This window comes from Algoriphagus sp. NF (assembly GCF_028823735.1).
Classification (GTDB): domain Bacteria; phylum Bacteroidota; class Bacteroidia; order Cytophagales; family Cyclobacteriaceae; genus Algoriphagus; species Algoriphagus marincola.
Genome location: NZ_JAPEIB010000048.1, coordinates 1 through 22,966 on the forward strand (window position 1 = coordinate 1; position 22,966 = coordinate 22,966).

Sequence of the window (22,966 nt, forward strand, 5' to 3'; positions counted from 1 at the left end):
ATGTTCTAAAAGAATCATACAGTGAAAATGAACGCTACGATCTTCAAGTTCTTTCAGGTGGACAAAGTGATACCCTCGAACGTGCCTTTTCGATAGGATATCCAAGAATAGCATCGATCAGCACTTTGTCTGCGGCTGTGGGAGAGGAGATTTTGGTAGAGTTGATTTTAGAAGAGGAACGGGATTTCATGTATTTGGCGGGTAATTATGAAGAAGTCTTTTTCTTGGCCATGCTTTTGGAAAAAGTAACAGGAAATCTATACCGGACCCAAGTGCCAGAGTATTCTCCAGGTGAGTATAGTCTCGGACTCCTAATGGAAGGAATCTATAATCCTTATCCTCAAAACTTCACCGTTTTAGAAAATTAAATGATTCTGTTCCTTTGATCCGAAAAAAGCAAATCTGCCTGGAAGAGGCGATATACTGATTTTTGTCATGTTGACTGCATAAAGTCCGCTAAATCTTGGATATCCTGGTGGTTTTTACGTCTTATTAGTAGATGGATGTTTTGATTGAAAGTCATCAAAATCAAATTTTAAAACACACTACACTATGAAAATACTTAAAGATCAGGTTGCAATTATCACAGGTGCTGCTTCGGGAATCGGACGGGCGGCTGCTTTACTCTATGCTCAAGAAGGAGCCAAGGTGGTGGTTTCTGACGTTGATGAGAAGCAAGGAAATGAAGTAGTAGAGGAGATCAAGAAAGCCGGAGGTGAGGCTATGTTTTTCAAAGCAGATATTTCCTTAGCAGAAGAAAATCAAAAACTGGTTGATGCTGCTATCAAAGAATACGGGAAGCTAGACATTGCAGTTAATAATGCCGGTATCGGTGGTCCATTGGCTGCTACAGCAGAATACCCTCTAGAGGGTTGGCAAAAGGTCATCGATACCAACCTATCTGGTGTTTTTTATGGTATGCACTATCAAGTTCAAGCTATGGCTAAGAATAAGGGAGGAGTGATTGTCAATATTGCCTCCATCCTCGGGGCAGTAGGTACGAGAATGTCTCCGGCCTATGTCGCTGCCAAGCACGGATTGGTTGGCCTTACGAAAGCCACAGCTTTAGAATATGCTACCTCAAATATCCGTGTAAATGCGATTGGACCAGGTTATATTTTGACCCCATTATTGACTAATAATTTGGATGAGGAGACGCTCAAAATGGTAGAAGGCCTACATCCTATAGGTCGATTGGGTACGTCGGAGGAAGTGGCAGAATTGATTCTTTGGTTAGGATCTTCGAAGTCTTCTTTTGTTACAGGTTCTTATTATCCTGTGGATGGGGGATACTTAGCACAGTAGACAGTTGAAAAAGAAAAAATGCGAGCCTTTGAATGGCTCGCATTTTTATTCAGATGAATATTGCCTTTTTAATTTCTATTCACGATTCCCAGACCATTTACTTCCTCTTTGATTACCGTCGGGTTGCCTTTGTAGCTGACTACTCCCATGCCTTCTGCTTGGAGTGAAAGTTCACCAGTACAATATACCGATACACGCCCCATACCACTTGACCTTAGATCTAAGTTGGTTGTGAGGAGATCCTCCGCATCTAAATTGCCCATACCTTCAAATAGGATTTTTGCGTTTTCAGCACTGCCTTTGAAATCAGTATTTCCCATCATATTCAGTCTGGCTTCCAATTCATTTGCTTCAAAATTCAATTCTAAATTGGCAGCACCATTTCCTTTGATAAGGAGGCTATTGAGTTCCAATCTACCCTCGGACTCTATATTCCCTGCACCGTCAAAGGCCAGCTCTTCTAAGTTGGCTAGAGTCAGGTGGATTTCTGGTGTAAACCCTTCTTCAAATTCTAGCTCTTTTGATCCAAACTTGATTTGTAAGGATTCATTTTCTTGAGTAATCGTCAGCTGGTCCAGGCTTTTCTGATAACCTTCAATCTCCATTGATTCTTTATCCCCCTGATGAATGTGGACATTAAATGCTCCTGTAAGACTAACTTTGGTAACGCCTGCTATAGACTTGGTTTCGGTTAGTTTTTCACCCAATTCTTTTTTAGAGCTATTTACGCAGGAAAAGGCAAGAAGCAGCAATAGAAAAGGTAAATACTTTATATTCTTCATAGTTGTTGAGGTTTAGGATGTTAAGTTAAAAAATATCTGAAGAATATCGATCTGGGCACTGTGTTCAATAGGATTCAAGATCTATAGAGCATACTGATGCTTTATTTTAGGGTGAAGAAGAAATGTGATTATTAAAAAAGGCATAAAAAAAAGCGAAGTAAACACTCCGCTTTTCTTTTGAATGAATAAGGGTGGATTAACCGACCACTTTCACATTGACTGCGTTGATTCCTTTTTTACCTTGAACGGTATCATAGGTTACCTTATCGTTTTCACGGATTTCGTGTACTAGTCCACTGATGTGTACAAATACGTCCTCAGAATTGTCTGCTGGAGTAATAAATCCAAATCCTTTGGATTCATTAAAGAATTTTACTGTTCCTTCGTTCATGATTTTTTGAATTGATGGGCCCGAAAGCCCGGTCAAGTCAAGTGATCGGGATTAACCGATTACTTTTACATTGACTGCATTGATACCTTTTTTACCTTGAGTCGTGTCAAAGCTAACTTTGTCGTGCTCACGAATCTCGTGTACGAGACCGCTGATGTGTACAAATACGTCTTCAGAGTTGTCTGATGGCGTGATGAATCCAAAACCTTTGGACTCGTTAAAGAATTTTACTGTTCCTTCGTTCATAGTTTTACTTGTTTTGTGCAGCAGAATTACTGCGGGTATTGGTTTGATTTAATTTTTTTTTCGGTTCTTGAGGCTCAGGTGGAGTTTCCGATAGATTTCCGAATTCATCCACATAAACTGTCATATTTTCAAGACTTCCGTCTTTGGGTTGTGATTTACGCTGCAGCTTTTCCTCAAATTTTTCCTTTTTCTTGCGGCGTTTGAGTTCAGCGCGCTGCTTTTTCATAAAAGCATTTTGGTTTTTGGCCATATTGCGTGGTTTAGTTAATAAAGGTGATCGCGCGACCGGTCTTTCCGGCCCGCCCCGTCCGTCCAATTCGGTGGATATACGAATCCATTGTCATGGGCAGTTGGTAGTTGATGACATGCGTGACATCCTGCACGTCAATTCCCCTAGCAGCCACATCCGTGGCAACCAGGACCCGGATTGATTCATTTTTGAATTCATCCAAAACCTTATTTCTAAAGTTCTGTGATTTATTCCCGTGAATCTGACCGGATTTGATGCCGTTTTGATTGAGTTTCTTGCAAAGTCGATCTGCCAGTCTTTTGGTCTCCGTGAAGAGAATGACTTTTTTCAAATCTTTGTCATTAAACAAATCCTGTAGCATTTCAAACTTGTCTTTGCCTTCAGGCACTCGAATAGTATCCTGCTCGATATGCTCGTTGGCAGCAGTTCCTGGATCTACATGGATTTCTTTTGGTTGATGAAGAAGTCCATCGATTAGCTTTCGCTGATTTTTATCCAAAGTCGCGGAAAACAATAGCGTTTGTTCGCGCTTCCCGATCAATTCCACCAGTCGCTTCACATCATGGACAAAACCCATATCTAGCATTCGGTCAAATTCATCCAAAACCAAGGTATTTATATGGTTCAATCGAAGTGCCCGCTGATTGGATAGATCCAATAGTCTTCCGGGTGTACCAATGATTACCTGGGGCTTTTGTCCAAGATTCTTAAGGTCAGTATTGATGTTCGTTCCACCGATAAATGTGGCAAAGCGAAGATTCATTCCCTGGCTCAGTCCTTTGAATTCTTCTCCAATTTGAAGTGCAAGCTCCCGGGTAGGAGTGACGATCAGAAGAGAGGTAGCTAGAGGCTTCTGCATCAATCGGATGATCAATGGAATCAGAAAGGCTGCTGTCTTGCCGGATCCCGTACGGGAAATGGCGAGCATGTCTTTACCTTGTAGCAAAACAGGAATAGCCTGCTCTTGAATAGGAGTCAAAAACTCATATCCTTTGGATGTGATGTTTTGCTGAATTTTATTGTCAAGCTTCAGTTCATCGAATCGTTGTCTATTCTCCTGCTTCTGTTCAGTAAGCACCGGCTTAGCTGATTTTCGAAGCAAATTTGGATCAAGATTAGAAACTGGTTTTGCTTTGGCTGGTCTCCTTCCTTTGGGCGCTTGCGAGCCACGGCTGGAAGGATTTGGCCGATTATTTCTTTTTGAAGTTTGCATGGATAGTGGTTTAGCTTTTCACAGGAATAGTTTCCACAGTGCCCAAGTGATGGAGCATCTGGAAATGTGCCTTCAAAGCATGAAAAAAGGTTTTCTTGGAATAGTAAGGGAGTTGAAACTCCTCTGCCGTCTGCTTCACGATCGGTGCAATTTTCCGATAATGTACATGGCAGATATCCGGAAACAAGTGATGCTCTACTTGATAATTCAGCCCGCCAATCATCCAAGAGAAAATTCTGCTTTTCGGTGAATAATTACAGGTCGTTACCAATTGATGAATCATGCGCTCACCTTCTACCATACCGTTTTCATCCATTACTGGAAAGACTACATCAGGCATAATATGAGCTGTCTGAAATACCAATGAAATCGATAAGCCCGTAATGAAATGCAAGACAAGGAAAGCTAGAAGAATCTGCCCCACTCCGAAGGGTGAGAAGATCATTGGGATTCCCAGCGTAAATGCGAAGTAGACTACTTTCCAGGCTAGTATTTTCAGGAAGGTATTACGGTATGCATTTTCACCTTTGACCAATCCCATTTTGTGGTAACGATCAAGTCGTATAAAATCCTTTGTGGTAACCCAGGATAATGTGGAAAGCCCATAGAAAAACCAAGTGTACCAAGATTGGTAGGGGTGAAGTTTATTTTTCTTTACGTTAGGTGAGAAGCGCAAGAAAAACGGAGCATTGATATCATCGTCGCCTTCATGGATATTGGTAAAGCTATGATGGAGTACATTGTGTTGAATACGCCAAACGCTAGCATTTGCCCCAACCATGTTGAGTGTGTAGCTAAGAATTTTATTGATTTTGGGATTTGAGGAGTAAGTGCCATGAATAGCATCATGCATAATACCCATTCCTATTCCAGCCATTCCAAATCCACTCAGGATAAAGGCCGCAAAAAGCTGCCAGGTCTGAGTCAATAATCCTGTACTGACCATAATGATAGGAACAAAATAGAGCGACAACATAAAAACAGTCTTAATGACCATTTCGGTATTGCCATGTTTTTGAGTTTGCTTTTCTTTGAAATAGGTGTTTACGCGACTGCGTAATGTGAGGGAGAAATCAGAAAGAGCTGATTCCGAGAATCGAATGGTTTTGATAAATAAGGGTGTTAAGGATACTAAGGATACTTCTAAATTTTACTTTCAAATCAATCTGCGGCGTTTAATTCTTCAATTAGCTTTTCTGCTAGAGGGGGGAATCAAAAAGTAGAAGAAAAGAAGAAAGACCGAGGGAAAAACTCTTGATTTGCTACTTGTGGCAGGATAATTACCGATACATTTACCTGAGATATATTTGCTGCTTGTAGCAATTTCCTACTCAGATGCATCAAAGGTAGCTAAAGAAAAATGAATTCTACTACTCCTGTTGATTTATTTTCAAATATTTAGGTAAACACTCCTATTTAGGAAGAATTCAGAGTCCATTTTCGCTTTTTATTTTAAATCTCCATTTTTAATCAAAAATCTTAAATGAATCATTTGGATTATTGAAAATTATTCAAATAAATTTGCCATAATGATTCGTAAACCATTTCGGGCAGCATTTCTCTTGACAGTGATTTATTCATTGTTGTTTACTCTTTTTGCCCCAGGCGTTTTTTCTGGTTTTGAATTATTAAATCATCCATCTTCCTTTAATTCCCAATTAAGTTCTACCTCAGAAGATGCAAATGTTGGTAGTTCTGTCGATGTTGATGAAGTGAAGTCAAGCGCAGGCTTTTTGTTTTCTTGGGAAAATGAAGTCTTCGAGCAGGTTGAAGAATCAGGTACAGACTTTGAAGATCAGCTGAAGTTTGCGCTAGCAGCCATTCTTGCTTGTCTTCTTTCTATAAGTCTTGGACGTGATCAAACACGTTTTATTCGTTATTCCAAAAATTTCTTTGAAGACCTTACAGACCGTCTTCATATTTTCCACTGCGTCTATAGATTGTAGGATTTTTTGATTGGCCTTATTTGGCCCGAGCTAACTGTCCCTATTGCTTATCTAAATGGATGTTTAGGGGCTTGATTTACTTCTTTTTACCTACAATTAAAAATTCATTCAATTATGAAAACCTACAGGAATTTACTATTCCTTGCAGTGGGCTGCGCCTTCTTGATTAGCTCTTGCGGCGCTTCTCATACTACACACGAAGAGGCTGGAACCTTCAAGGTGTCCCAACCTATACAACAAGATACAGTACTTATTAAAGAATATGTAAGCCAAATTAGAGCTATTCAACACATCGAACTACGAGCTCTTGAAAAAGGCTACCTTCAAAAAATCTTCGTAGACGAAGGACAGCATGTCAAAAAAGGGCAGCTGCTGTTCCAAATTCAGCCGACTATTTACCAGGCTGAGTTTCAAAAAGCTCAATCTGAGGTCGAGTTTGCCAGAGTGGAATATGAAAACATCAAGGCACTGGCGGACAAAGATATCGTATCTCAAAACGAAGCGGCATTAGCTAAAGCACAACTTGAAAAAGCAAAGGCTGAACTAGCTTTGGCACAAGCACATCTTACCTTCACCGAAGTTCGGGCTCCATTTGATGGGATTGTCGGGAAGTTTGAGGAAGTCCGCTTAGGTAGTTTGCTTGATGAAGGGGAATTGCTGACAACGCTTTCTGATAACAGCAAGATGTGGGTGTATTTCAATGTCCCAGAGTCAGAATATCTGGATTACGCCATGAGTTCTAATGATAGCCTAGAGGTTGTCAAGCTCCGTTTGGCAAATAATCGTCTATTCTCTGAATCAGGAGTAATAGAGACCATCGAATCAGATTTCAACAACACTACAGGTAATATTGCCTTCCGTGCTACCTTCTCAAACCCGAATGGCCTGCTACGTCATGGTCAAACAGGCAATATTCTTTGGCCTAAGCCATTGGAAGGGGTGACTATGATTCCTCAAAAAGCCACTTTTGAAGTTTTGGACAAGAAGTTTGTCTATTTAGTGGACAAAGAAGGGACTATTCAGTCTAGAGAGGTGAAGGTTGAGGGCGAACTCAATCATATCTATTTGATCAGTAGTGGTCTAAAGTCTACTGATACATTTCTTTTGGAAGGCCTTCGAAAGGTCGAAAACGGTAAGAAAATTCACTTTGAATTGATCAATCCAACCGAAGTTTTGGAAGGCTTGCATCTACATGCCGAGTAATTACCAATCACCTTAAATTCCGAAAGAAATGTTTAAAGATATTTTAAGAAGGCCTGTATTGGCTATTGTAATCTCCTTTATGATTGTTTTTGTGGGATTACTTGCCATTACCCAGCTGCCTATATCTCAGTTCCCTGAGATCGCACCAACGACTGTCAACATCTTTGTGGCCTATCCGGGCTCCAGTGCGGATGTATTGACCAAATCAACCTTGATTCCGCTAGAAACATCCATTAATGGTGTTCAGGGAATGCGATACATCGCTTCTGATGCAACAAGTGCAGGGGAGGGTACTATTCGGGTTGTTTTCGAACCCGGTACAGATCCCAACCAAGCAGTAGTCCGGGTAAAAACACGGGTGGATCAAGTCATGCCAAACCTGCCTCCTTTGGTGCAGCGGGAAGGTGTTATCATCACCCCAGTCCAACCCAGTATGCTCTTGTATGTAGATATATATGGGGAAGAGGGAGCTGATATCGATGAGAAGTTCCTTTATAATTATGCCTATACCCGAATTATTCCAGAATTACAGCGGATAGACGGTATCGCGCAGGCACAGATTCTAGGTTCTCGTAAATACGCGATGCGTGTATGGTTAAAACTGGACCGTATGCGAGCCTATAAAATCTCCGCTGAAGAGGTCCTGGAGGCTATGGATGAGCAAAGTGTTATCGCCCGTCCGGGTCGTCTAGGTCAAAGCTCCGGGAAATTAGCTCAGTCAGTGGAGTATGTGCTGACCTATTCGGGTAGATTCAACGAGCCTGAGCAATACGAAAACATCATCATACGAAGCAATGAGGAAGGGGAACTAATTAAATTAAAAGATATCGCCGAGGTCGAACTGGGAAGTGAGTTTTTTGATATTTACTCCAACTTGGATGGCCGTCCTTCCTCTTCCATTGTCTTGAAGCAAACTCCCGATAGTAACGGTAGTGATGTGATTGCCCAGGTAAAAGAGAAATTGAAGGAACTGGAAGTGGACTTCCCTCAAGGTGTTCACTACGAGTATAGCTACGATGTCTCCAAATTCTTGGATGCTTCTATTGAGCAGGTAGTTCATACCATTAGGGATGCCTTTATTTTGGTGGCATTAGTAGTATTCCTGTTTTTAGGAGATTGGCGATCTACGCTGATCCCGATCATAGCCGTACCGGTATCCTTGATTGGGGCCTTTTTTGTGCTTCAACTCTTTGGCTTATCCATCAACCTCATCACCCTTTTTGCCTTGGTTTTGGCCATCGGGGTGGTAGTCGATGATGCCATCGTGGTCGTCGAGGCGGTGCATGCCAAAATGGAAGAAGATCCAAAACTCACTCCATACAAAGCAACACAAAAAGCTTTGGGAGAATTAAGTGGTGCGATCATCGCGATCACCCTAGTGATGACATCGGTTTTTGTTCCGATTGCCTTTATGGGTGGACCGGTTGGGGTTTTCTACCGACAGTTCTCCATTACCATGGCGAGTTCCATTATTATCTCTGGAATTGTAGCCTTGACTTTGACTCCGGTTCTATGTGCTATGATTCTGAGAAATCATCATGGAAAGCGTAAAAAATCCTTGTTTGATCGCTTTATTGATGGATTCAACCGGCTTTTTGAAAGGCTGACTGGTCACTATATCAGAGTTCTCAATGTGATGGTTGCCAGAAGGCTAGTCACCTTTGGGATTCTTGGGCTTTTTGTCGCGGGAATCATTTATACCAATGATATACTTCCTTCAGGCTTTGTGCCAAATGAAGATCAGGGTACTATTTATGCTATCATTCAGACACCTCCTGGCTCCACTTTGGAGCTTACCAATAAGGTAGCCCAGGAGCTTCAGAAAATTGCTGAAGAGGTAGAAGGAATCGAGTCTGTTACTTCTCTTGCCGGATATGAAATCATGACAGAGGGTAGGGGATCAAATGCAGGTACTTGCTTGATCAACCTTAAGCCCTGGTCAGAGCGGGAACATTCCGTTCATGAAATCATGGAAGAATTGGAAGAGGAAACCAAGGACCTGGGAGCTGTAGTCGAATACTTTGAGCCACCGGCTGTTCCGGGATTCGGTTCTTCGGGTGGGTTTTCACTTCGAATGCTCGATAAAACAGGTGGAGAAACAGACTACGAGGAGTTTGACAAGATCAACCAAGAGTTTTTGGCTGCTTTGCGAAAGCGACCTGAGTTGAAAGGCTTGTTTACCTTCTTTGCGGCCAATTACCCGCAATATCACTTGGAAATTGATAATCAGGCTGCTATGCAGAAAGGAGTGACCATTGGTAAAGCTATGGAAAACCTAAATATTCTGATCGGTAGTACCTATGAGCAAGGGTTTATCCGGTTTGGTCGGTTTTTTAAAGTTTACACCCAAGCAGCTCCGGAATTTCGCCGCTATCCATCGGATTTAGAGGATTTGTTTGTCAAGAATGAGGAAGGTGAAATGGTGCCGTACTCTTCTTTTATGAAGGTAAACAAGACTCAAGGTCCGAACGAGATTACGCGCTATAACCTGTTTAATTCTGCAGCAATTCGAGGATTACCTGCCGAAGGGTTTACGACGGGGGATGCCATTCAGGCAATTCGTGAAGTAGCCGCCCAAACCTTACCAAAAGGATATGACATTGCCTGGGAGGATTTGTCTTATGATGAATCCCGAAGAGGAAATGAAGCGGTGTACATCTTTGCCGTGGTACTACTCTTTGTCTACCTGGTATTAGCCGCACAATACGAAAGTTTTGTCTTGCCTTTTGCAGTCTTACTTTCCTTGCCTATCGGGATATTTGGATCATTTCTGATGCTCAAACTCATGGGCTTAGCCAATGATGTCTATGCACAGATTGGTATGATTATGCTGATTGGTTTGCTGGGGAAAAATGCCGTGTTGATTGTTGAGTTTGGGGTTCAGCGGCACAGGGAAGGAGCCAGCGTATTGGATGCTGCTATCGAAGGAGCCAAAATGCGTTTCCGTCCGATTTTGATGACTTCCTTTGCCTTCATCGCCGGATTGATTCCTTTGGTAATTGCACATGGAGCAGGAGCTGTCGGGAACAAAACGATCGGTTCTTCCGCCATGGGAGGGATGTTTTTAGGTACCATGATCGGTGTATTGATCATTCCTGGTCTTTATTTCACCTTCGGTAAAATGATTGAGGGTAAAAACCTCATTCAGGATGAGGCACATTCTTCGCTATCCGAAGCCTACGTGGAAGAAGGTCAAGCCAGTGCGTCTCTATTGAAAAAAATAGCAAAACTTAATGTCTTGCTAAAAGCCGCAAACCGAAAAAACAAAAACAATGAATAGGAATAAATATAGTCTTTGGAAAAAGGTCATTTTCTTGATCTTACTTGGGGCTTGGGGATGTAAATCTGCCCAAGTCAATTTCAAGGAAGCAAATACAAAGCTCCCTGAGGAGTTTATTTCAACTCAGGGCGATACTAGCAATGTGGCAGCTGTAGATTGGAAATCTTACTTCGAAGATCCCTATTTGATCGCATTGATTGATACAGCCTTGCTTCACAATCAAGAGCTCAATATCGTCTTGCAGGAAATTGAAATCGGCAAGAATGAGGTGTTGGAAAAGAAAGGGGAATATCAACCTTTTGTAAACTTAGGTGTAGGAGCAGGTGCTGAAAAACCGGGAAGGTTTACTCGTGATGGTGCTGTTGAACACAACTTGGAGATCAAAGAAGGGAAGGAATTTCCTGAACCTCTTGGAGATTTCGTTTTGGGAGCTACGGCCTCCTGGGAAGTGGATATCTGGAGAAAGCTCCGCAATGCAAAGGATGCCGCACAACTGCGATATCTAGCTAAAACAGAGGGTAAAAACTTCCTGCAGACCCAACTGATAGGAGAAATTGCCACCTCATATTATGAATTGATGGCTCTGGATAATCTGCTTGATATCATCAATCAAAACTTGGCTATTCAAGAGGATGCTCTTGAAAAGGCCAGGCAATTGAAAGAGTATGCAAAAGCAAATCAGTTGGCTGTCAATCGGTTTGAAGCGCAATTACTCAATACCAGAAACCAGCAATATGCGATTCGTCAGCGAATGGTGGAGACTGAAAACCGTCTTTATTTCTTAACTGGCGCTTATCCTACGGCTATTCCGCGGCATTCTGATAACATGATGCAAATAAAGCTGGATAGCTTACAGGCTGGAATTCCTAGTCAATTGTTGGAAAACCGACCAGATATTCGAAAGGCTGAACTGGAGATCGCAGCGGCCAAGTTGGATGTGAAATCGGCTAAAGCAAACTTCTATCCTCAGTTGGATCTTCGGGCTGGAATTGGCTATCAAGCATTCAACCCTGCCTACCTCTTCAATCCTGAATCCTTGATCTTCAATGCCGCAGGAGACCTAATGGCTCCCTTGATCAATCGAAAGGCAATTCAAGCTCAATTCAACATGGCCTCGGCTCAGCAAATTCAATCGGTCTTTGCCTATGAACAGACTATCTTGAACGCTTATACCGATGTAATCAATCAAATGGCCAAGTTGGAGAATTACACCAATAGCTTTGACACCAAATCCCGTGAGGTAGAGGTGCTAAGGCAGTCTGTCGAGGTTGCAAACAGCTTGTTTCAATTTGCGAAAGCAGATTATGTAGAGGTTCTCCTTACACAGGAAGAGGCTTTGGATGCCGAGATGGAGCTTGTGGAAATCAAGCTAAGTCAGCTTCAAGCTAAGGTGGAGTTATACAGAGCTTTAGGTGGAGGATGGCAAATTAATTAGTATATTATTCAAGGCTAAAAAGAACAAAATCATGAATTTACTCTCAGAAAACATCTTACCAGGGGATATAGGGAAAACTTTCTTGGTCAATACTAATAGCCAAGAAGATCTCACAAAAATCAAGGATGCATTGACAAATTTGGAGCAAATTGATCGCGTTGAAATTCACGCAGAGACCTATCCAGTGGAGATTTCCGTCTTTGTAAATACCCTTGTTCCTATTTCGCTTATTGAAGAGAAAGTATTCGAGATCGGATGTCATGCCCTTCCCAAGGGACCGGCAATTCCATGACCCATGAATATCTCGAAAGGGTAATTGGATACAGGCTTATCCAATTTGAAAATACGGTAAAAAGATAGATCTAATTTCGAAACCATTTAGTCTTTGATTAAATGGTTTCTTTTTTGAATTCAAAGCCCCAAAACCGTAAGGGCCATTAAACATTTCCAGCTATAATCCTATTTCTATGGTATGTGGAAAGCGGCTATCCTTGGATTTATCTATTTATTTCTTTACCCTCAAAAAATGAACGACCCCCTAATATTCGATTTTGGTGAAGGAAAGGATTTTGGACGCTGGTCAATTATCAATGATGGCGTCATGGGTGGCCTCTCCGAATCCAAAGCTCAATTGAACGATGATGCAGTCTTGTTTTCCGGAACAGTTTCACTCAAAAACAACGGTGGCTTTGTCTCGCTTCGAGGACCTATGGGTAATTATGATTTATCTGAATATTCCTTTTGCGAAATTCGATACAAATCTGATACTGACCGCAAATTTGAACTGCTCATCGAAAAAGAAACACCTTTTTATCTTCCAAAATATCGAAAGAAGTTTGGGGAAAAAAGTGAGGATTGGCAAACCTTGAAAATTCCACTTCGAGAACTGGAAATCAGCCGAATGGGAAATACAATGGCTGAGGGAATTGATCCTAAGGAACTAGCTGGGATTAAGCGTATTGGCTTTATCCTTGCAGATAAGCAGGAGGGAAGTTTTGAGCTTTGGATCGATTATTTGAAGTTTTATTGATTGCTTTCCCGAGCTTCAAGTTTCCATATTTTTCTCTCAAATATCTTGAATGATGACAAAATGCAGGGCTTAGGGTTTGCTAGTCCATTTTATTCTTAACAAGTTTTCCATCTTTCATAATCACCAAAAATTTCTCCTCAGGTTGTGCCAAGAGACTTATATCTTCCAGGGGATTGCCATCTACTAGAATCAAATCTGCCAAAGCACCTTGATTTACTACACCCAGTTGACCTTTGTAAGGACTGCGATTACCTGATAATGATAAAAGACGTGCGTTATCATAAGTAATCATTTTCAGTATTTCCGAAGGTGAAAACCACTCCAGAAGCTTGAGAATGTAAGCATTCTGCTCCTTGTTAAGCTCAGGCTCGAATAGGAAGTCTGTTCCCCAAGCGATTTGAACTCCTAACTCTTTTGCCAAAGGCCATACTTTTTTCTGCCCCTCTAAAACCGGTTTTCTTTTTTCCCTTCGAGCAGGGTCCATGTTTGGGCTATCATCCATTAAGTTCTGTAAACTCAGCCAAATTCCCTTCTCTGCCATCAATTTCAGCGTTTCTTCCGAAACCATCTGACCATGTTCTACACATTTGACACCGGCTTTGATGGCTTTTTGTACCGCGCGGTCCGTGTAGGCATGAACGGTCACGTAAGTTCCCCAATCTTCAGCCGCCTCTACAGCTGCTTCCATTTCTTCCAGGGTGTATTGAGTGACATCGATGGGGTCATAAGCGGAGGAAGTACCTCCTCCAGCCATTAGTTTGATCTGACTGGCCCCAAATCGCAGGTTTTCTCGAACGGCGGTCAAAACCTCCGGCTTTCCATCCGCGATAAAGGTTGCGCCAAATAACTCGGCACGGGATGGAGTTCCAAAAAACTTTCGGGATCGCTCATCTGGAGTTCGAAAATCCCCATGTCCAGCCGTCTGACTGATCACAGCCCCAGACGGCCAAACCCTTGGCCCTTGTATTTTTTCTTGGTCAATGGCTCTTTTGAGAGGGAAAATAGGCCCCCCAACATCTCGTACACTGGTAAATCCCCGAAGCAGCATTTCCTTTGCTCCTTTACCGGATTTTTCGAGAATTAGCTCTTGATTCAATCCAGGCGACATCATTTGTACCATACTCAAGGATCCAAAAACCAAATGCACATGCACATCAATCAATCCAGGAATCAAGGTTGTCCCTTTCCCCTTAATTTTGATAGGAGCGCTTCGCATCTCTTTTGTCCAAGCTTTATCTATCTGTGCGATGGTATTCTTCTCTACCAGTACATTTTGTGGCTCGGATAAAATCATATTCTTTGAATCAAAAACACGAACATTTTGAAATACAATGCTGGAATGATCCTGGGACCAAGTAGCAAAGGAAACAGCCCAAAGGATGCTGAAAAGGATAAAAGAACTGAGTTTTATGATCAATGATTGGGAAGGGTACATAGGTAAAAAGGACAAATTATAGAATGGAAAAAAGTACAGAGTACTTGAGGCGTTATATTTTTTTATGAGTTCTCAGTTAAAATTAGCAGAAAGCGTAGGTTCTTTTCTTGTTTTCCTGGTTTTTAATTGACTTTTATAGACTTCAAAATTCTCCGTTTGGAGAGAATTGGATTTATCCGAGGGAGATTTGATTTATATTCGTTGGTTTGCAGATCAAAACCCAAACTAAAGCTAGAATAATGAATCTTGAAACCCGGCTACGAACCTTTTCCCAACTCAGCAATGAAGAACTCTATCAAATCCTTCGACTCAGAAGTGAAGTATTCGTAGTGGAGCAAAACTGTGTTTTTTTGGATTTGGATGATAAGGACCAAAAATGCCATCATCTTAGTATTTATCATGAAAACGAATTGCTAGCCTATTGTCGGATCGTACCTGCTGGTCTCTCCTACAAAGAGGTTGCAATCGGTCGGGTGGTGTCTGCTCCGGCTCATAGAGGGAAAGGCCTAGGTCGAAAAGTGATGGATGAAGCAATTGAAGCCTGTTTTAATCTTTTTGGTTCAGTTCCCATCCGGCTTGGTGCGCAGACTTACGCCTTGAAATTTTATCAGTCCTTAGGCTTCCGGGAGGAGGGAGATGTCTACGATGAGGATGGGATTGAGCATATCGAGATGGTTTACCAGTTTGCGAGGTGAAATCCAAATGTGACAAGCCTTTTGATCTCTTCTAGAGACTTTCTATACAGGATGGCAAATTAAAGATTTTCATTTTTGATCTTCAGGATGTATTTTCCGATGTGACTTAAATTAAAAAAACCATGTTAATTCCTTTTTCCTCAAGAAAAGAGTCTCCCGAATCTTCACTTAGTCTATCCGAGATTTTACCGCTAGGCTACCTCTATATTTTGATTTTGGGGATTTTGGCTGAGTCGCTTTATTACGGATTGATTGGAATCAATTTTTTAAGCTATGCCAGTATATTGGATGTATTGCTTGGACCGATTGCTATTCTGACGGATAAACCCATTCTTCTAATCTTATTAATCGTGGTTGGTTCGGTTTTTTACTACCTAATGATTGTAAAAGGCAAGAAAAGCTCCAATAAGTCTGATTCTGAATCTAAAGGTGTGACTGTTTATGCAGCCTATGGAATAGTCATGTCCGTGATGGTTTTATTCGCCTTTGTGGGATACGGTTTGGGAAAAGGAATGAAAGAAAGATCCAATATTGGAGAGAATAAAATCAAGCACGATGTCACGCTACACTTTTTAAATGGGGAAAAGAAAGAGGTCAGGAAATTGGGAAATACTAGCACTTTTATTTTTCATATTCAAAAGGATCAAAAGTCAATCAGCATTTCACCCATTTCCAATAATATCAAAGAAATCGAGCAGATGAAGTGATTTGCAATTTTTTTAAACGCGAGTGAAGATATTCACGTCGACGTTATGTAAAGAATTACGCCTTTGGCGAAATACGGTGGAAATATATACTCGCTTCGCTCAATGAAATATGCCTATGGCAAGAAATAGGTTCGGCTTCGCCTCACAAGATATCTTGAGCTTTGGTCGTTGAAATAGGCTTCGCGAAATACAATGGAAATATATCTTGCTTCGCTCGATGAAATAGGCCTGCAGAAAGATATACCTCACTTCTTTTGCGATTGGCCTAGTCTGTAAAGCTGCTTTCTACTTAATTAGCGATATGAAGAATTACGCCTACCTATTGTTGCTTTTGTTTGGCAGTTGCCAACTAGGAGAAGAAAAGCTTTGGCAACCAGAGAAAATTGATTTCCCTGGACCAGCTATGGCTTCCTTACCTTTCCTTTCTGCATCAGAGGACCGGCTTTTGCTTTCATTTGTGTCTCCAGATTCTGATTCTACCCATGCACTCTATGTTTCCGAATTCAAAGACGAAGCTTTTTCCTCTCCGGAGCTCATCACGAGAGGCGAGGATTGGTTTGTCAACTGGGCAGATTATCCTGCAATAGTTGAAAATCAGGGAAATCTCCTCGCGCATATTTTAAAAAAGTCATCTCCAGCTACTTTTTCCTATGACATTCAAATGCAGGTACGACCAAAATCAGGAGGCACTTGGAAAAATAATCTAGCCTTGCACAAGGATAGTACCTTGACAGAGCATGGGTTTGTAAGTTCCATAGCCTATTCGGATAGCAGCTATTTGGTGACTTGGCTAGATGGCCGGCAAACTTCTGCCGGAGGACATGATCATTCTGCTCATTCCGGAGCTATGAGCCTACGAGTAGCTGAAGTGAATATTGAGGGAAAAGTGATCTGGGATGAATTATTAGATGCACGTACCTGCGATTGCTGTCAGACTACCGCTGCCATGACCGCTGAGGGGCCAATTATTTTATACCGAAACAGATCTGACCGGGAGATTCGGGATATCGCCATTACCCGCTTGGTCCATGGCAAATGGACGGAGCCCAGTATCATCCATCCTGATGGCTGGACTATCACGGGTTGCCCTGTAAATGGTCCTAGAGTAGACGCAGAGGGTGAACTTGTCCTTGCTGCTTGGTTTACCGATGCGGATCAATCCTCGGCTGTGAAGGTGGCTTTTTCTAGCAATAGCGGTGCTGACTTTTCCCAAGCACAAAGCATCAGTACCGGTGATGCCTTGGGAAGAGTAGATGTGACTTTGCTCAATGAGGAGGAGGGTCTGATCTCTTGGATGGAAATGAAAGAAGATGCGACTTACCTGATGGTGCAAAAAGTGAATCAGTCTGGCAATCTTTTTCCGGCTTATGAAATAGCAGTCATGGATCCCAGTCGGAGAAGTGGTTTTCCTCAGATGGAGCGATTTGGGGATTGGATCTATTTTGCCTGGACGGAGATGGAGGGCCCTGAAATGAAAATCGCCTTGGCTCGGGTAGGAGTAGATACTTTTTGATTGGAAGGAATTAGCCTTCTATTGGATAGAACGTGAGTGAAGACACTCAGGTCGGCGGTATGAAAAGAAATATACCTTCGGCGAAATATAGTAGGCTTCGCCTCCTGATATACACCTCACTTCGTTCGGGGAAATACTGGTTTTACCGTGATTGAAGACACTCACGTAGGCATAGTGGTCCCAAGGAAGGGAATAGCAATTTATGAGATTGCTTCGGGCATGAAAAGAAACTGGAAAGCTTCAAGATTCTTAGGTTTTTGCCCTCGCAATGACGCGCCTACCGTCACTGCGATCCCGAGAATCGGGAGAAGCAGTCTCAGGGAAGAGAATGGTAAATTATGAGATTGCCTTCCCTCCGGGAGGCGGGCCTGCCCTCCGGGAGGTGGGCAGGCTAAAGAGAGTAAAAGTTAAATCGTGAGTGGAGACACTCACGCTGGCGGTGGATTATGGTTTGTTTAAACATGAGTGAAGACACTTACTCCGGCGGGTTAATCGGAGATTATGAATCTACTTCATTTTCCAAGCGCTCAATAATCTCATCAGATAGCTTCCAGGGATAATCCTTCAAAATTCTTGCATAGACCTCCTTCCATTTGGGTGAGTCTGGATCCTTCAATACCTCCCGTTCCGCTTTGAGGAGCCTATTGATATCGTAGACACTATGAAAGCCCGGATAGGCTCTTTCAGCTTCATTCAGGGTTTCGATCACCTGATCTATTCTTCGATCAAAAAGATATTCAAAAGCGGTTCTCTCAAGATTTTTGGCTTTTTGGTACTTGGAGACAGTGGTTTTGCTTCCGCCAATTTGTAAAAGGATATCATTTTCATAGTCATTGCGGATATCCTCAGGTGCTGGATCGGAGGTAATGGGAGGTGTAGTCGTCAATAGACTATCGGTTCCAGAATTCGGGAACCGCTCAGGCAGCGTCTCTGGATTTGTTGGTCTGGAGTCAGGGATCTGAGCTATTGGCTTTCTTTTTCTGGAAGTACTATCCGGCTTGATGGCCATCACCTGAGGGAAAAGCTCGGTATCTTCGTCATAGATTTTTGATTTGATAGTCGCCAAAGCCTGCATGGCATTTTGAATGGTGGTTTGATTGATTTCAGAAGGTAAAGGAAGAAGGGTGGTCACCTCTTGGGATTTGATGCCGACTACTTCGATCATCATGGTTCCTTTGATCGTGCCTTGCTTTGCAGCCAATCCAATGGAAGATAGGTCTCCGATATTTATCCCTGATTCATTGGCGGTCAGAAGGGTGATGAGTCGGAGCCCAACGCCAACCCGTCGGAAACCTATAAAGGATCCATCCGAACGAACCTCAGCCAAGGTGGCAAATTTCATGTAGTCCATGGTCACCTTGTAACTGGAGTTTTTGGTAGAAACGGTCACAGGTAAATAGGATATTCCACCTTCTGCATTCACCTGGCCAATACTGACCAAAACAGTTTCATTATTCAAAAACTGGAAAATCTCATCGCTATTCATCAGTTTGATGTCCTTGGTGTAGAGGTCACCGTCTTTAGAAAGCAAGATCTCATCATGGTATTCAATGGGATCGATCGGAATAAATCCCCGAAAGTTGGAATAGGTCTTCGCATCCGTCAATAAATTCTCATGTGACCTGCAGGCGGAAATAATGCAGATCAAAACAAAAACAATCGTAAATCTGGTCATGGTCTTTTTTGGGAAGTGGGTGGGTAAAAAGTGGCTTTATTTCATTCATGCATTTTGAATGCGATTCAATATAGAAAAATTATCCGATTAGCTGATTTATTGATTAAAATATATGATTATTTTCAGGTAAATAGGACTACAGAAATACTTGGGAGACTTCTATATTCCAAAGTAAAAAAGATGTCAATTCGGACTATTTCATGGGATATAAAAAAAGGCGATGCTTTGCACATCGCCTTCAATCGGTAAATTGCTTATCTATACTATTCACCGAATGGGTCAAAATTCCAGTCATTAAAGATGGATATTACTTTTGCTTCCAGATTACTAATATTTTTCATATCAGCTGCTTCAAAGGCTCCTGAAGCAAATCCTTGCCATATTTGGTTACCCGTTTGGGCATCAATGAAATTTACTATTACTGTTCCTGCTTTTACAGGTACCATTCTAGTACTTACAGATCTTGGTCCAAATCCTAAATAGTCTTGTCCATTTGTCATGGTATAGGTTCTCAATTCAGTAGGTTTTTCCAAAATCTGAAAATTCACCAACATATCTGGATTCTCTTCATTGTGTACGAAGCCTCTCGCGTCCATTTGGGTATCAATCGCCTCTTTGACGTGCGAATTGGAAGTTTTATTGTTGTAAATCAAGGTCATATCTCCATCTACTAAAATGTAGTCTTCAGGAATAATATCCTTGTTAAATACCCAATCGTAAGATTGATAGTCGGACAAATCCTTGCTTTCCCTTACATCTGTGTACGTTTTTTGCGCAACTGTGTAAGGGGTAGCAAAGAATATTAGCATTGCCAAACTGAATAATGTTTTGTATAAATAATTGTTTTTTAAATAGCTCATAATAAATAAGGTTTTTGTGGTTATCTACCTATTATAACGGGTCTTATTATTATATGTTACATTCCTGTATATTTTTATTTTAATATAATTTTAATAATTCCAATATATAAAAATAGAATTTTGATAAATGTGCATCATCCATTGATTGTATGGCGATAAATGCTTATTCAATATTTAATTTTTTTTAAAAAACTTATTTCAATATAGATATAGAATATGTTCTGATTATATATTCTGAGATTTATCTACCAAGATGAAAAAATGAATTGGAAAATTATCTGCTTTTTTCTTCTTTTATTTCTTTCAAAAAAACTGAATAAATAAATCAGCTTCTCATGCGCAGGATACTCTTACTATTCTTTTGGCTCTTGGGTCATTCGCTATTTGCTCAGCAATCAGACAAGTCAATTGAAATTTTGCGGGATTTGCAGACCATCCATACCCCTGAAGGCATAGAACTGCTAGAGCAGATCGAGCTCAATGGAACCAAACAATGGGTAAGTATCCGGGGGAAAGATCGCTCCAACCCGGTTTTACTCGTCTTGCATGGAGGCCCTGCGAGTCCACTGATGCCTATTAGTTGGGCCTATCAGACCCCCTGGGAGGATTATTTCACCGTCGTCAATTGGGATCAGCAACTAGCGGGTAAAAACTGGCTGGAAGGGGATAGCAGTCGCGTGGACCGGATCAACTTCCGAGGGCTGATTCAGGATGCCTATTTGCTAGTGGATTCCCTGCGTGCCAGATTAAATCAGGATAAAATATTCCTGATGGGCTATTCCTATGGTGCAGGAATGGGGATCCGAATGGCTGCTCGCATCCCTCAGAAGCTTCATGCCTATATTGGAGTGGGGCAGATGGCTCCCGGCAATCCTGAATTGGTTATTTATCAACGATTGCTGCAACTGGCTTCCGAAGTAGGAAATGAAGAGGCCCTGGAAGAATTGGAAGCTATAGCCCCTTATCCCAATCCGGAAGGAGGTAATCCCATTCGTAAAATTTTGACAGTTAGAAAATGGGCTCGTTACTTCAATGGGGGTTGGTATGGGAAAGAAAATTTTGATTTGCTCTTCCAACTGCCCGAACTATCGCCCCTCTACACAGCGGAAGAAATCTCAAGCTTGGGCATAAGCAGTCCCTGGATTTCCCGCAAAATGTTGGCTCAGGGCGGAGGAGGGGAGTTTCCATTAGATTTCGAGATTCCGATCTTTTTCATGATGGGAAGGCATGATCTGCATACGCCCTATCAGGGTGCAGCCGATTATTTCCAGCAACTCAGCGCCCCACAAAAGGAAATGTTCACCTTTGAAAACAGCGGACATGTGCCGTTTTTGGAAGAACCGGGGAGATTTTTAGTGACCTTGGTCAATCACATCAGGGTCATGGTTGAAGATGAAAAGACTCCTAAGTAATTTCTTTGGTCTACCGGCTCAATTCCCCAACTAGCCGTAGATTTTCATTGGCTGCTAGTCCGTTGGGATTGCAACCGAGTTTGCCTTCGGGTACGGGTATCCCTAGCTTTTCATAGAATTCCAGCCAATAGGTATCGGTTTTTCCGCTTTCCGGATTGATAAAAGTCATGGGCTCCAAGGAAAATACCTCCGCATGTCGAAAGGCGCGCTCCACCAAGTCTGAACAATACAAGCTGGAGTCATTGAGGACATAGGACCAATTGTAGGGCTTGCCCAGGAGAGACTTGGCTGTAGTGATGGCTTGGGGAATAGCCGCTTGCAGCTCTGCTTGGAGTCGATAGAGGACCAGTTTCTTATCATTCATTTGAGTACGGGCGACCAAGCTGTCGAGAGGCTCCGAGACAGAGCCCTTCTCCGTACTGGCATGCAGGATATAGACCTGCGAGCCGACAATCTCCAACATTCCCACATGGTCAAAGGATACATTAGAATCCCGCTGGGTCACCCGATTGATCGCCCCGGATAGTTGCTCTGTCTTAGCCCCCACAAAGATCAGATCCCCAGTCTGAATGCAGAGATTCCGATAATCCAAGCATTCCTGGGAATTCCCCGTCCTCGGAAAGAGCAATAAAAGACACAGGCAAAAGGAAACTAGCAATCGAAAAGCAGGCATAATCTTGGGTTTTTGGAGGTAAAGGTAGGGGATAGGTGAAAAGATTAATTTTATGTAAGCGACACCAATTTGGATCAGATATGTTTGAATAGTGATGCAGGTAAAATTAAATTGAAAAAGTGAGTTCCAAACCCTACATAAGACCAAAAGTAGCAGTCCCTAAGTTTTCGGAGGAAAATGGGTTTTACACAACCGCGAAGCGCTCATTCAATATGTCCAAAATCCGATCAAAAGGGACCAAGCCTGAAAAGCTCTTAAAAAAAGCACTTTGGCATGCGGGGATTCGGTACAAAACTCCCAAAAAGGATCTTCCAGGAAAACCTGATATCAGCCTAAAAAAATACAAGCTGGTCATTTTTGTCGATGGCTCTTTCTGGCATGGCTACGATTGGGAAAACCGAAAACATGCCATCAAATCAAACCGTGAATTTTGGATTGCCAAAATCGAACGGAATATGCAGCGAGATCAAGAAGTCAATTCCTACTACCAATCCAAGGGTTGGACGGTTTTGAGGTTTTGGGACTTTGAGGTAAAAGGGGAGTTAGGTGCCTGTTTAAAAAGCATTATAGACTCCATTCCGCTTCATTAAGAACTGCTTTACCACTGTGGCTCCGTAGATACAATGATATTGTTACCTAATTCGGATACCATCAATGTTCCCTTGAATTGAAGGTTTTTCGCTCCTTTTTTCTTGGCCTTTTTAAGCTCTTTGATCAGGTCTTTAATTTTTAACTCTTTCATGATTTATGGATTTTATTGTCAAGGTGTTTGAATAGTATATCCGCCCCAATTTGATAGATATCAGCTTGAAGCTTTTCACAGATTGCAAAGGCTTGTTTCATTAATTTGTTTCTGAGTAGAGCCTCCTCCTCCGTATAGGTCGGAAGCATGGTTTCTAGATTGATGTAGTTTTG

24 protein-coding genes are annotated in these 22,966 nt (G+C 42.0%); 13 read left to right on the plus strand and 11 right to left on the minus strand.

Annotated features, from left to right (window positions below):
* Both OU792_RS16765 and OU792_RS16770 read left to right on the plus strand, forming a co-directional pair.
* On the plus strand, positions 1-368 hold a 368-nt coding region (locus OU792_RS16765; protein WP_274670794.1), incomplete at its 5' end, for a hypothetical protein.
* A 184-nt stretch (positions 369-552) separates the two neighbouring features.
* On the plus strand, positions 553-1,305 hold the full coding sequence (locus OU792_RS16770) for an SDR family NAD(P)-dependent oxidoreductase (RefSeq protein ID WP_274670795.1): 753 nt from the start codon (positions 553-555) through the stop codon (positions 1,303-1,305).
* Positions 1,306-1,373: 68 nt separating this feature from the next.
* Here the strand turns inward: OU792_RS16770 and OU792_RS16775 are convergent, their stop codons facing one another.
* The 6 genes from OU792_RS16775 to OU792_RS16800 all read right to left on the minus strand — a co-directional run bounded on the left by OU792_RS16775 (position 1,374) and on the right by OU792_RS16800 (position 5,184).
* Positions 1,374-2,087, minus strand: a complete 714-nt coding sequence (locus OU792_RS16775) for a head GIN domain-containing protein (RefSeq protein WP_274670796.1) — start codon at positions 2,085-2,087, stop codon at positions 1,374-1,376.
* A gap of 196 nt (positions 2,088-2,283) precedes the next feature.
* On the minus strand, positions 2,284-2,478 hold the full coding sequence (locus OU792_RS16780; RefSeq protein ID WP_024282374.1) for a cold-shock protein: 195 nt from the start codon (positions 2,476-2,478) through the stop codon (positions 2,284-2,286).
* 51 nt (positions 2,479-2,529) lie between these two features.
* Complete coding sequence (locus OU792_RS16785) at positions 2,530-2,724, minus strand: cold-shock protein (RefSeq protein ID WP_026945704.1); 195 nt, start codon at positions 2,722-2,724, stop codon at positions 2,530-2,532.
* Positions 2,725-2,728: 4 nt separating this feature from the next.
* On the minus strand, positions 2,729-2,974 hold the full coding sequence (locus OU792_RS16790; protein WP_026946057.1) for a hypothetical protein: 246 nt from the start codon (positions 2,972-2,974) through the stop codon (positions 2,729-2,731).
* Between the two features lie 10 nt (positions 2,975-2,984).
* Complete coding sequence (locus OU792_RS16795) at positions 2,985-4,187, minus strand: DEAD/DEAH box helicase (protein WP_274670797.1); 1,203 nt, start codon at positions 4,185-4,187, stop codon at positions 2,985-2,987.
* Between the two features lie 10 nt (positions 4,188-4,197).
* The gene (locus tag OU792_RS16800) at positions 4,198-5,184 is read right to left on the minus strand and encodes a fatty acid desaturase family protein (RefSeq protein ID WP_051260728.1); all 987 of its coding nucleotides are present in this window, start codon (positions 5,182-5,184) and stop codon (positions 4,198-4,200) included.
* Between the two features lie 532 nt (positions 5,185-5,716).
* On the opposite strand from OU792_RS16800, the gene OU792_RS16805 reads away from it, so the two are divergent.
* From OU792_RS16805 to OU792_RS16830, 6 genes are all read left to right on the plus strand, one after another.
* Complete coding sequence (locus tag OU792_RS16805) at positions 5,717-6,133, plus strand: hypothetical protein (protein WP_134201270.1); 417 nt, start codon at positions 5,717-5,719, stop codon at positions 6,131-6,133.
* A 114-nt stretch (positions 6,134-6,247) separates the two neighbouring features.
* Positions 6,248-7,336 (plus strand): efflux RND transporter periplasmic adaptor subunit, encoded by a 1,089-nt coding sequence (locus tag OU792_RS16810; protein WP_134201272.1) that lies wholly within the window; start codon positions 6,248-6,250, stop codon positions 7,334-7,336.
* A 28-nt stretch (positions 7,337-7,364) separates the two neighbouring features.
* On the plus strand, positions 7,365-10,616 hold the full coding sequence (locus OU792_RS16815) for an efflux RND transporter permease subunit (RefSeq protein WP_134201274.1): 3,252 nt from the start codon (positions 7,365-7,367) through the stop codon (positions 10,614-10,616).
* Complete coding sequence (locus OU792_RS16820; protein ID WP_274670798.1) at positions 10,609-12,051, plus strand: TolC family protein; 1,443 nt, start codon at positions 10,609-10,611, stop codon at positions 12,049-12,051. The genes OU792_RS16815 and OU792_RS16820 overlap by 8 nt, the downstream gene beginning before the upstream one ends.
* A gap of 31 nt (positions 12,052-12,082) precedes the next feature.
* Positions 12,083-12,343 (plus strand): hypothetical protein, encoded by a 261-nt coding sequence (locus OU792_RS16825; RefSeq protein WP_274670799.1) that lies wholly within the window; start codon positions 12,083-12,085, stop codon positions 12,341-12,343.
* Positions 12,344-12,577: 234 nt separating this feature from the next.
* Complete coding sequence (locus tag OU792_RS16830; protein ID WP_274670800.1) at positions 12,578-13,081, plus strand: CIA30 family protein; 504 nt, start codon at positions 12,578-12,580, stop codon at positions 13,079-13,081.
* Positions 13,082-13,160: 79 nt separating this feature from the next.
* Here OU792_RS16830 and OU792_RS16835 read toward each other — a convergent pair whose 3' ends face one another.
* Positions 13,161-14,516 (minus strand): metal-dependent hydrolase family protein, encoded by a 1,356-nt coding sequence (locus OU792_RS16835; protein ID WP_134201280.1) that lies wholly within the window; start codon positions 14,514-14,516, stop codon positions 13,161-13,163.
* A 239-nt stretch (positions 14,517-14,755) separates the two neighbouring features.
* Here OU792_RS16835 and OU792_RS16840 point away from each other — a divergent pair, with 239 nt between their 5' ends.
* The 3 genes from OU792_RS16840 to OU792_RS16850 all read left to right on the plus strand — a co-directional run bounded on the left by OU792_RS16840 (position 14,756) and on the right by OU792_RS16850 (position 17,431).
* The gene (locus OU792_RS16840; RefSeq protein ID WP_134201282.1) at positions 14,756-15,211 is read left to right on the plus strand and encodes a GNAT family N-acetyltransferase; all 456 of its coding nucleotides are present in this window, start codon (positions 14,756-14,758) and stop codon (positions 15,209-15,211) included.
* Positions 15,212-15,333: 122 nt separating this feature from the next.
* Positions 15,334-15,918 carry a hypothetical protein gene (locus OU792_RS16845; protein WP_274670801.1) on the plus strand — a complete coding sequence of 195 codons (585 nt, stop codon included), beginning with the start codon at positions 15,334-15,336 and terminating at the stop codon, positions 15,916-15,918.
* Positions 15,919-16,219: 301 nt separating this feature from the next.
* The gene (locus tag OU792_RS16850) at positions 16,220-17,431 is read left to right on the plus strand and encodes a hypothetical protein (RefSeq protein ID WP_274670802.1); all 1,212 of its coding nucleotides are present in this window, start codon (positions 16,220-16,222) and stop codon (positions 17,429-17,431) included.
* A gap of 499 nt (positions 17,432-17,930) precedes the next feature.
* Here the strand turns inward: OU792_RS16850 and OU792_RS16855 are convergent, their stop codons facing one another.
* Together OU792_RS16855 and OU792_RS16860 are read right to left on the minus strand one after the other, a co-directional pair.
* Entirely contained in the window at positions 17,931-19,106 is a 1,176-nt protein-coding gene (locus tag OU792_RS16855) for a hypothetical protein (protein ID WP_274670803.1), read from the minus strand.
* A gap of 263 nt (positions 19,107-19,369) precedes the next feature.
* Positions 19,370-19,966: a DUF4136 domain-containing protein gene (locus tag OU792_RS16860; RefSeq protein WP_274670804.1), complete on the minus strand. Its 597-nt coding sequence runs from the start codon at positions 19,964-19,966 to the stop codon at positions 19,370-19,372.
* Positions 19,967-20,301: 335 nt separating this feature from the next.
* Between OU792_RS16860 and OU792_RS16865 the strand changes: the two genes are divergently transcribed.
* Entirely contained in the window at positions 20,302-21,378 is a 1,077-nt protein-coding gene (locus OU792_RS16865) for an alpha/beta fold hydrolase (RefSeq protein ID WP_274670805.1), read from the plus strand.
* A gap of 10 nt (positions 21,379-21,388) precedes the next feature.
* Here the strand turns inward: OU792_RS16865 and OU792_RS16870 are convergent, their stop codons facing one another.
* Entirely contained in the window at positions 21,389-22,051 is a 663-nt protein-coding gene (locus OU792_RS16870) for a YiiX/YebB-like N1pC/P60 family cysteine hydrolase (RefSeq protein WP_274670806.1), read from the minus strand.
* Between the two features lie 119 nt (positions 22,052-22,170).
* On the opposite strand from OU792_RS16870, the gene OU792_RS16875 reads away from it, so the two are divergent.
* A complete protein-coding gene (locus tag OU792_RS16875) occupies positions 22,171-22,641 on the plus strand; it encodes a very short patch repair endonuclease (protein WP_274670807.1) in 471 nt (156 codons plus the stop codon).
* 8 nt (positions 22,642-22,649) lie between these two features.
* Here the strand turns inward: OU792_RS16875 and OU792_RS16880 are convergent, their stop codons facing one another.
* Positions 22,650-22,793 carry a hypothetical protein gene (locus tag OU792_RS16880; protein ID WP_222583163.1) on the minus strand — a complete coding sequence of 48 codons (144 nt, stop codon included), beginning with the start codon at positions 22,791-22,793 and terminating at the stop codon, positions 22,650-22,652.
* Between the last annotated feature and the right edge of the window lie 173 nt (positions 22,794-22,966).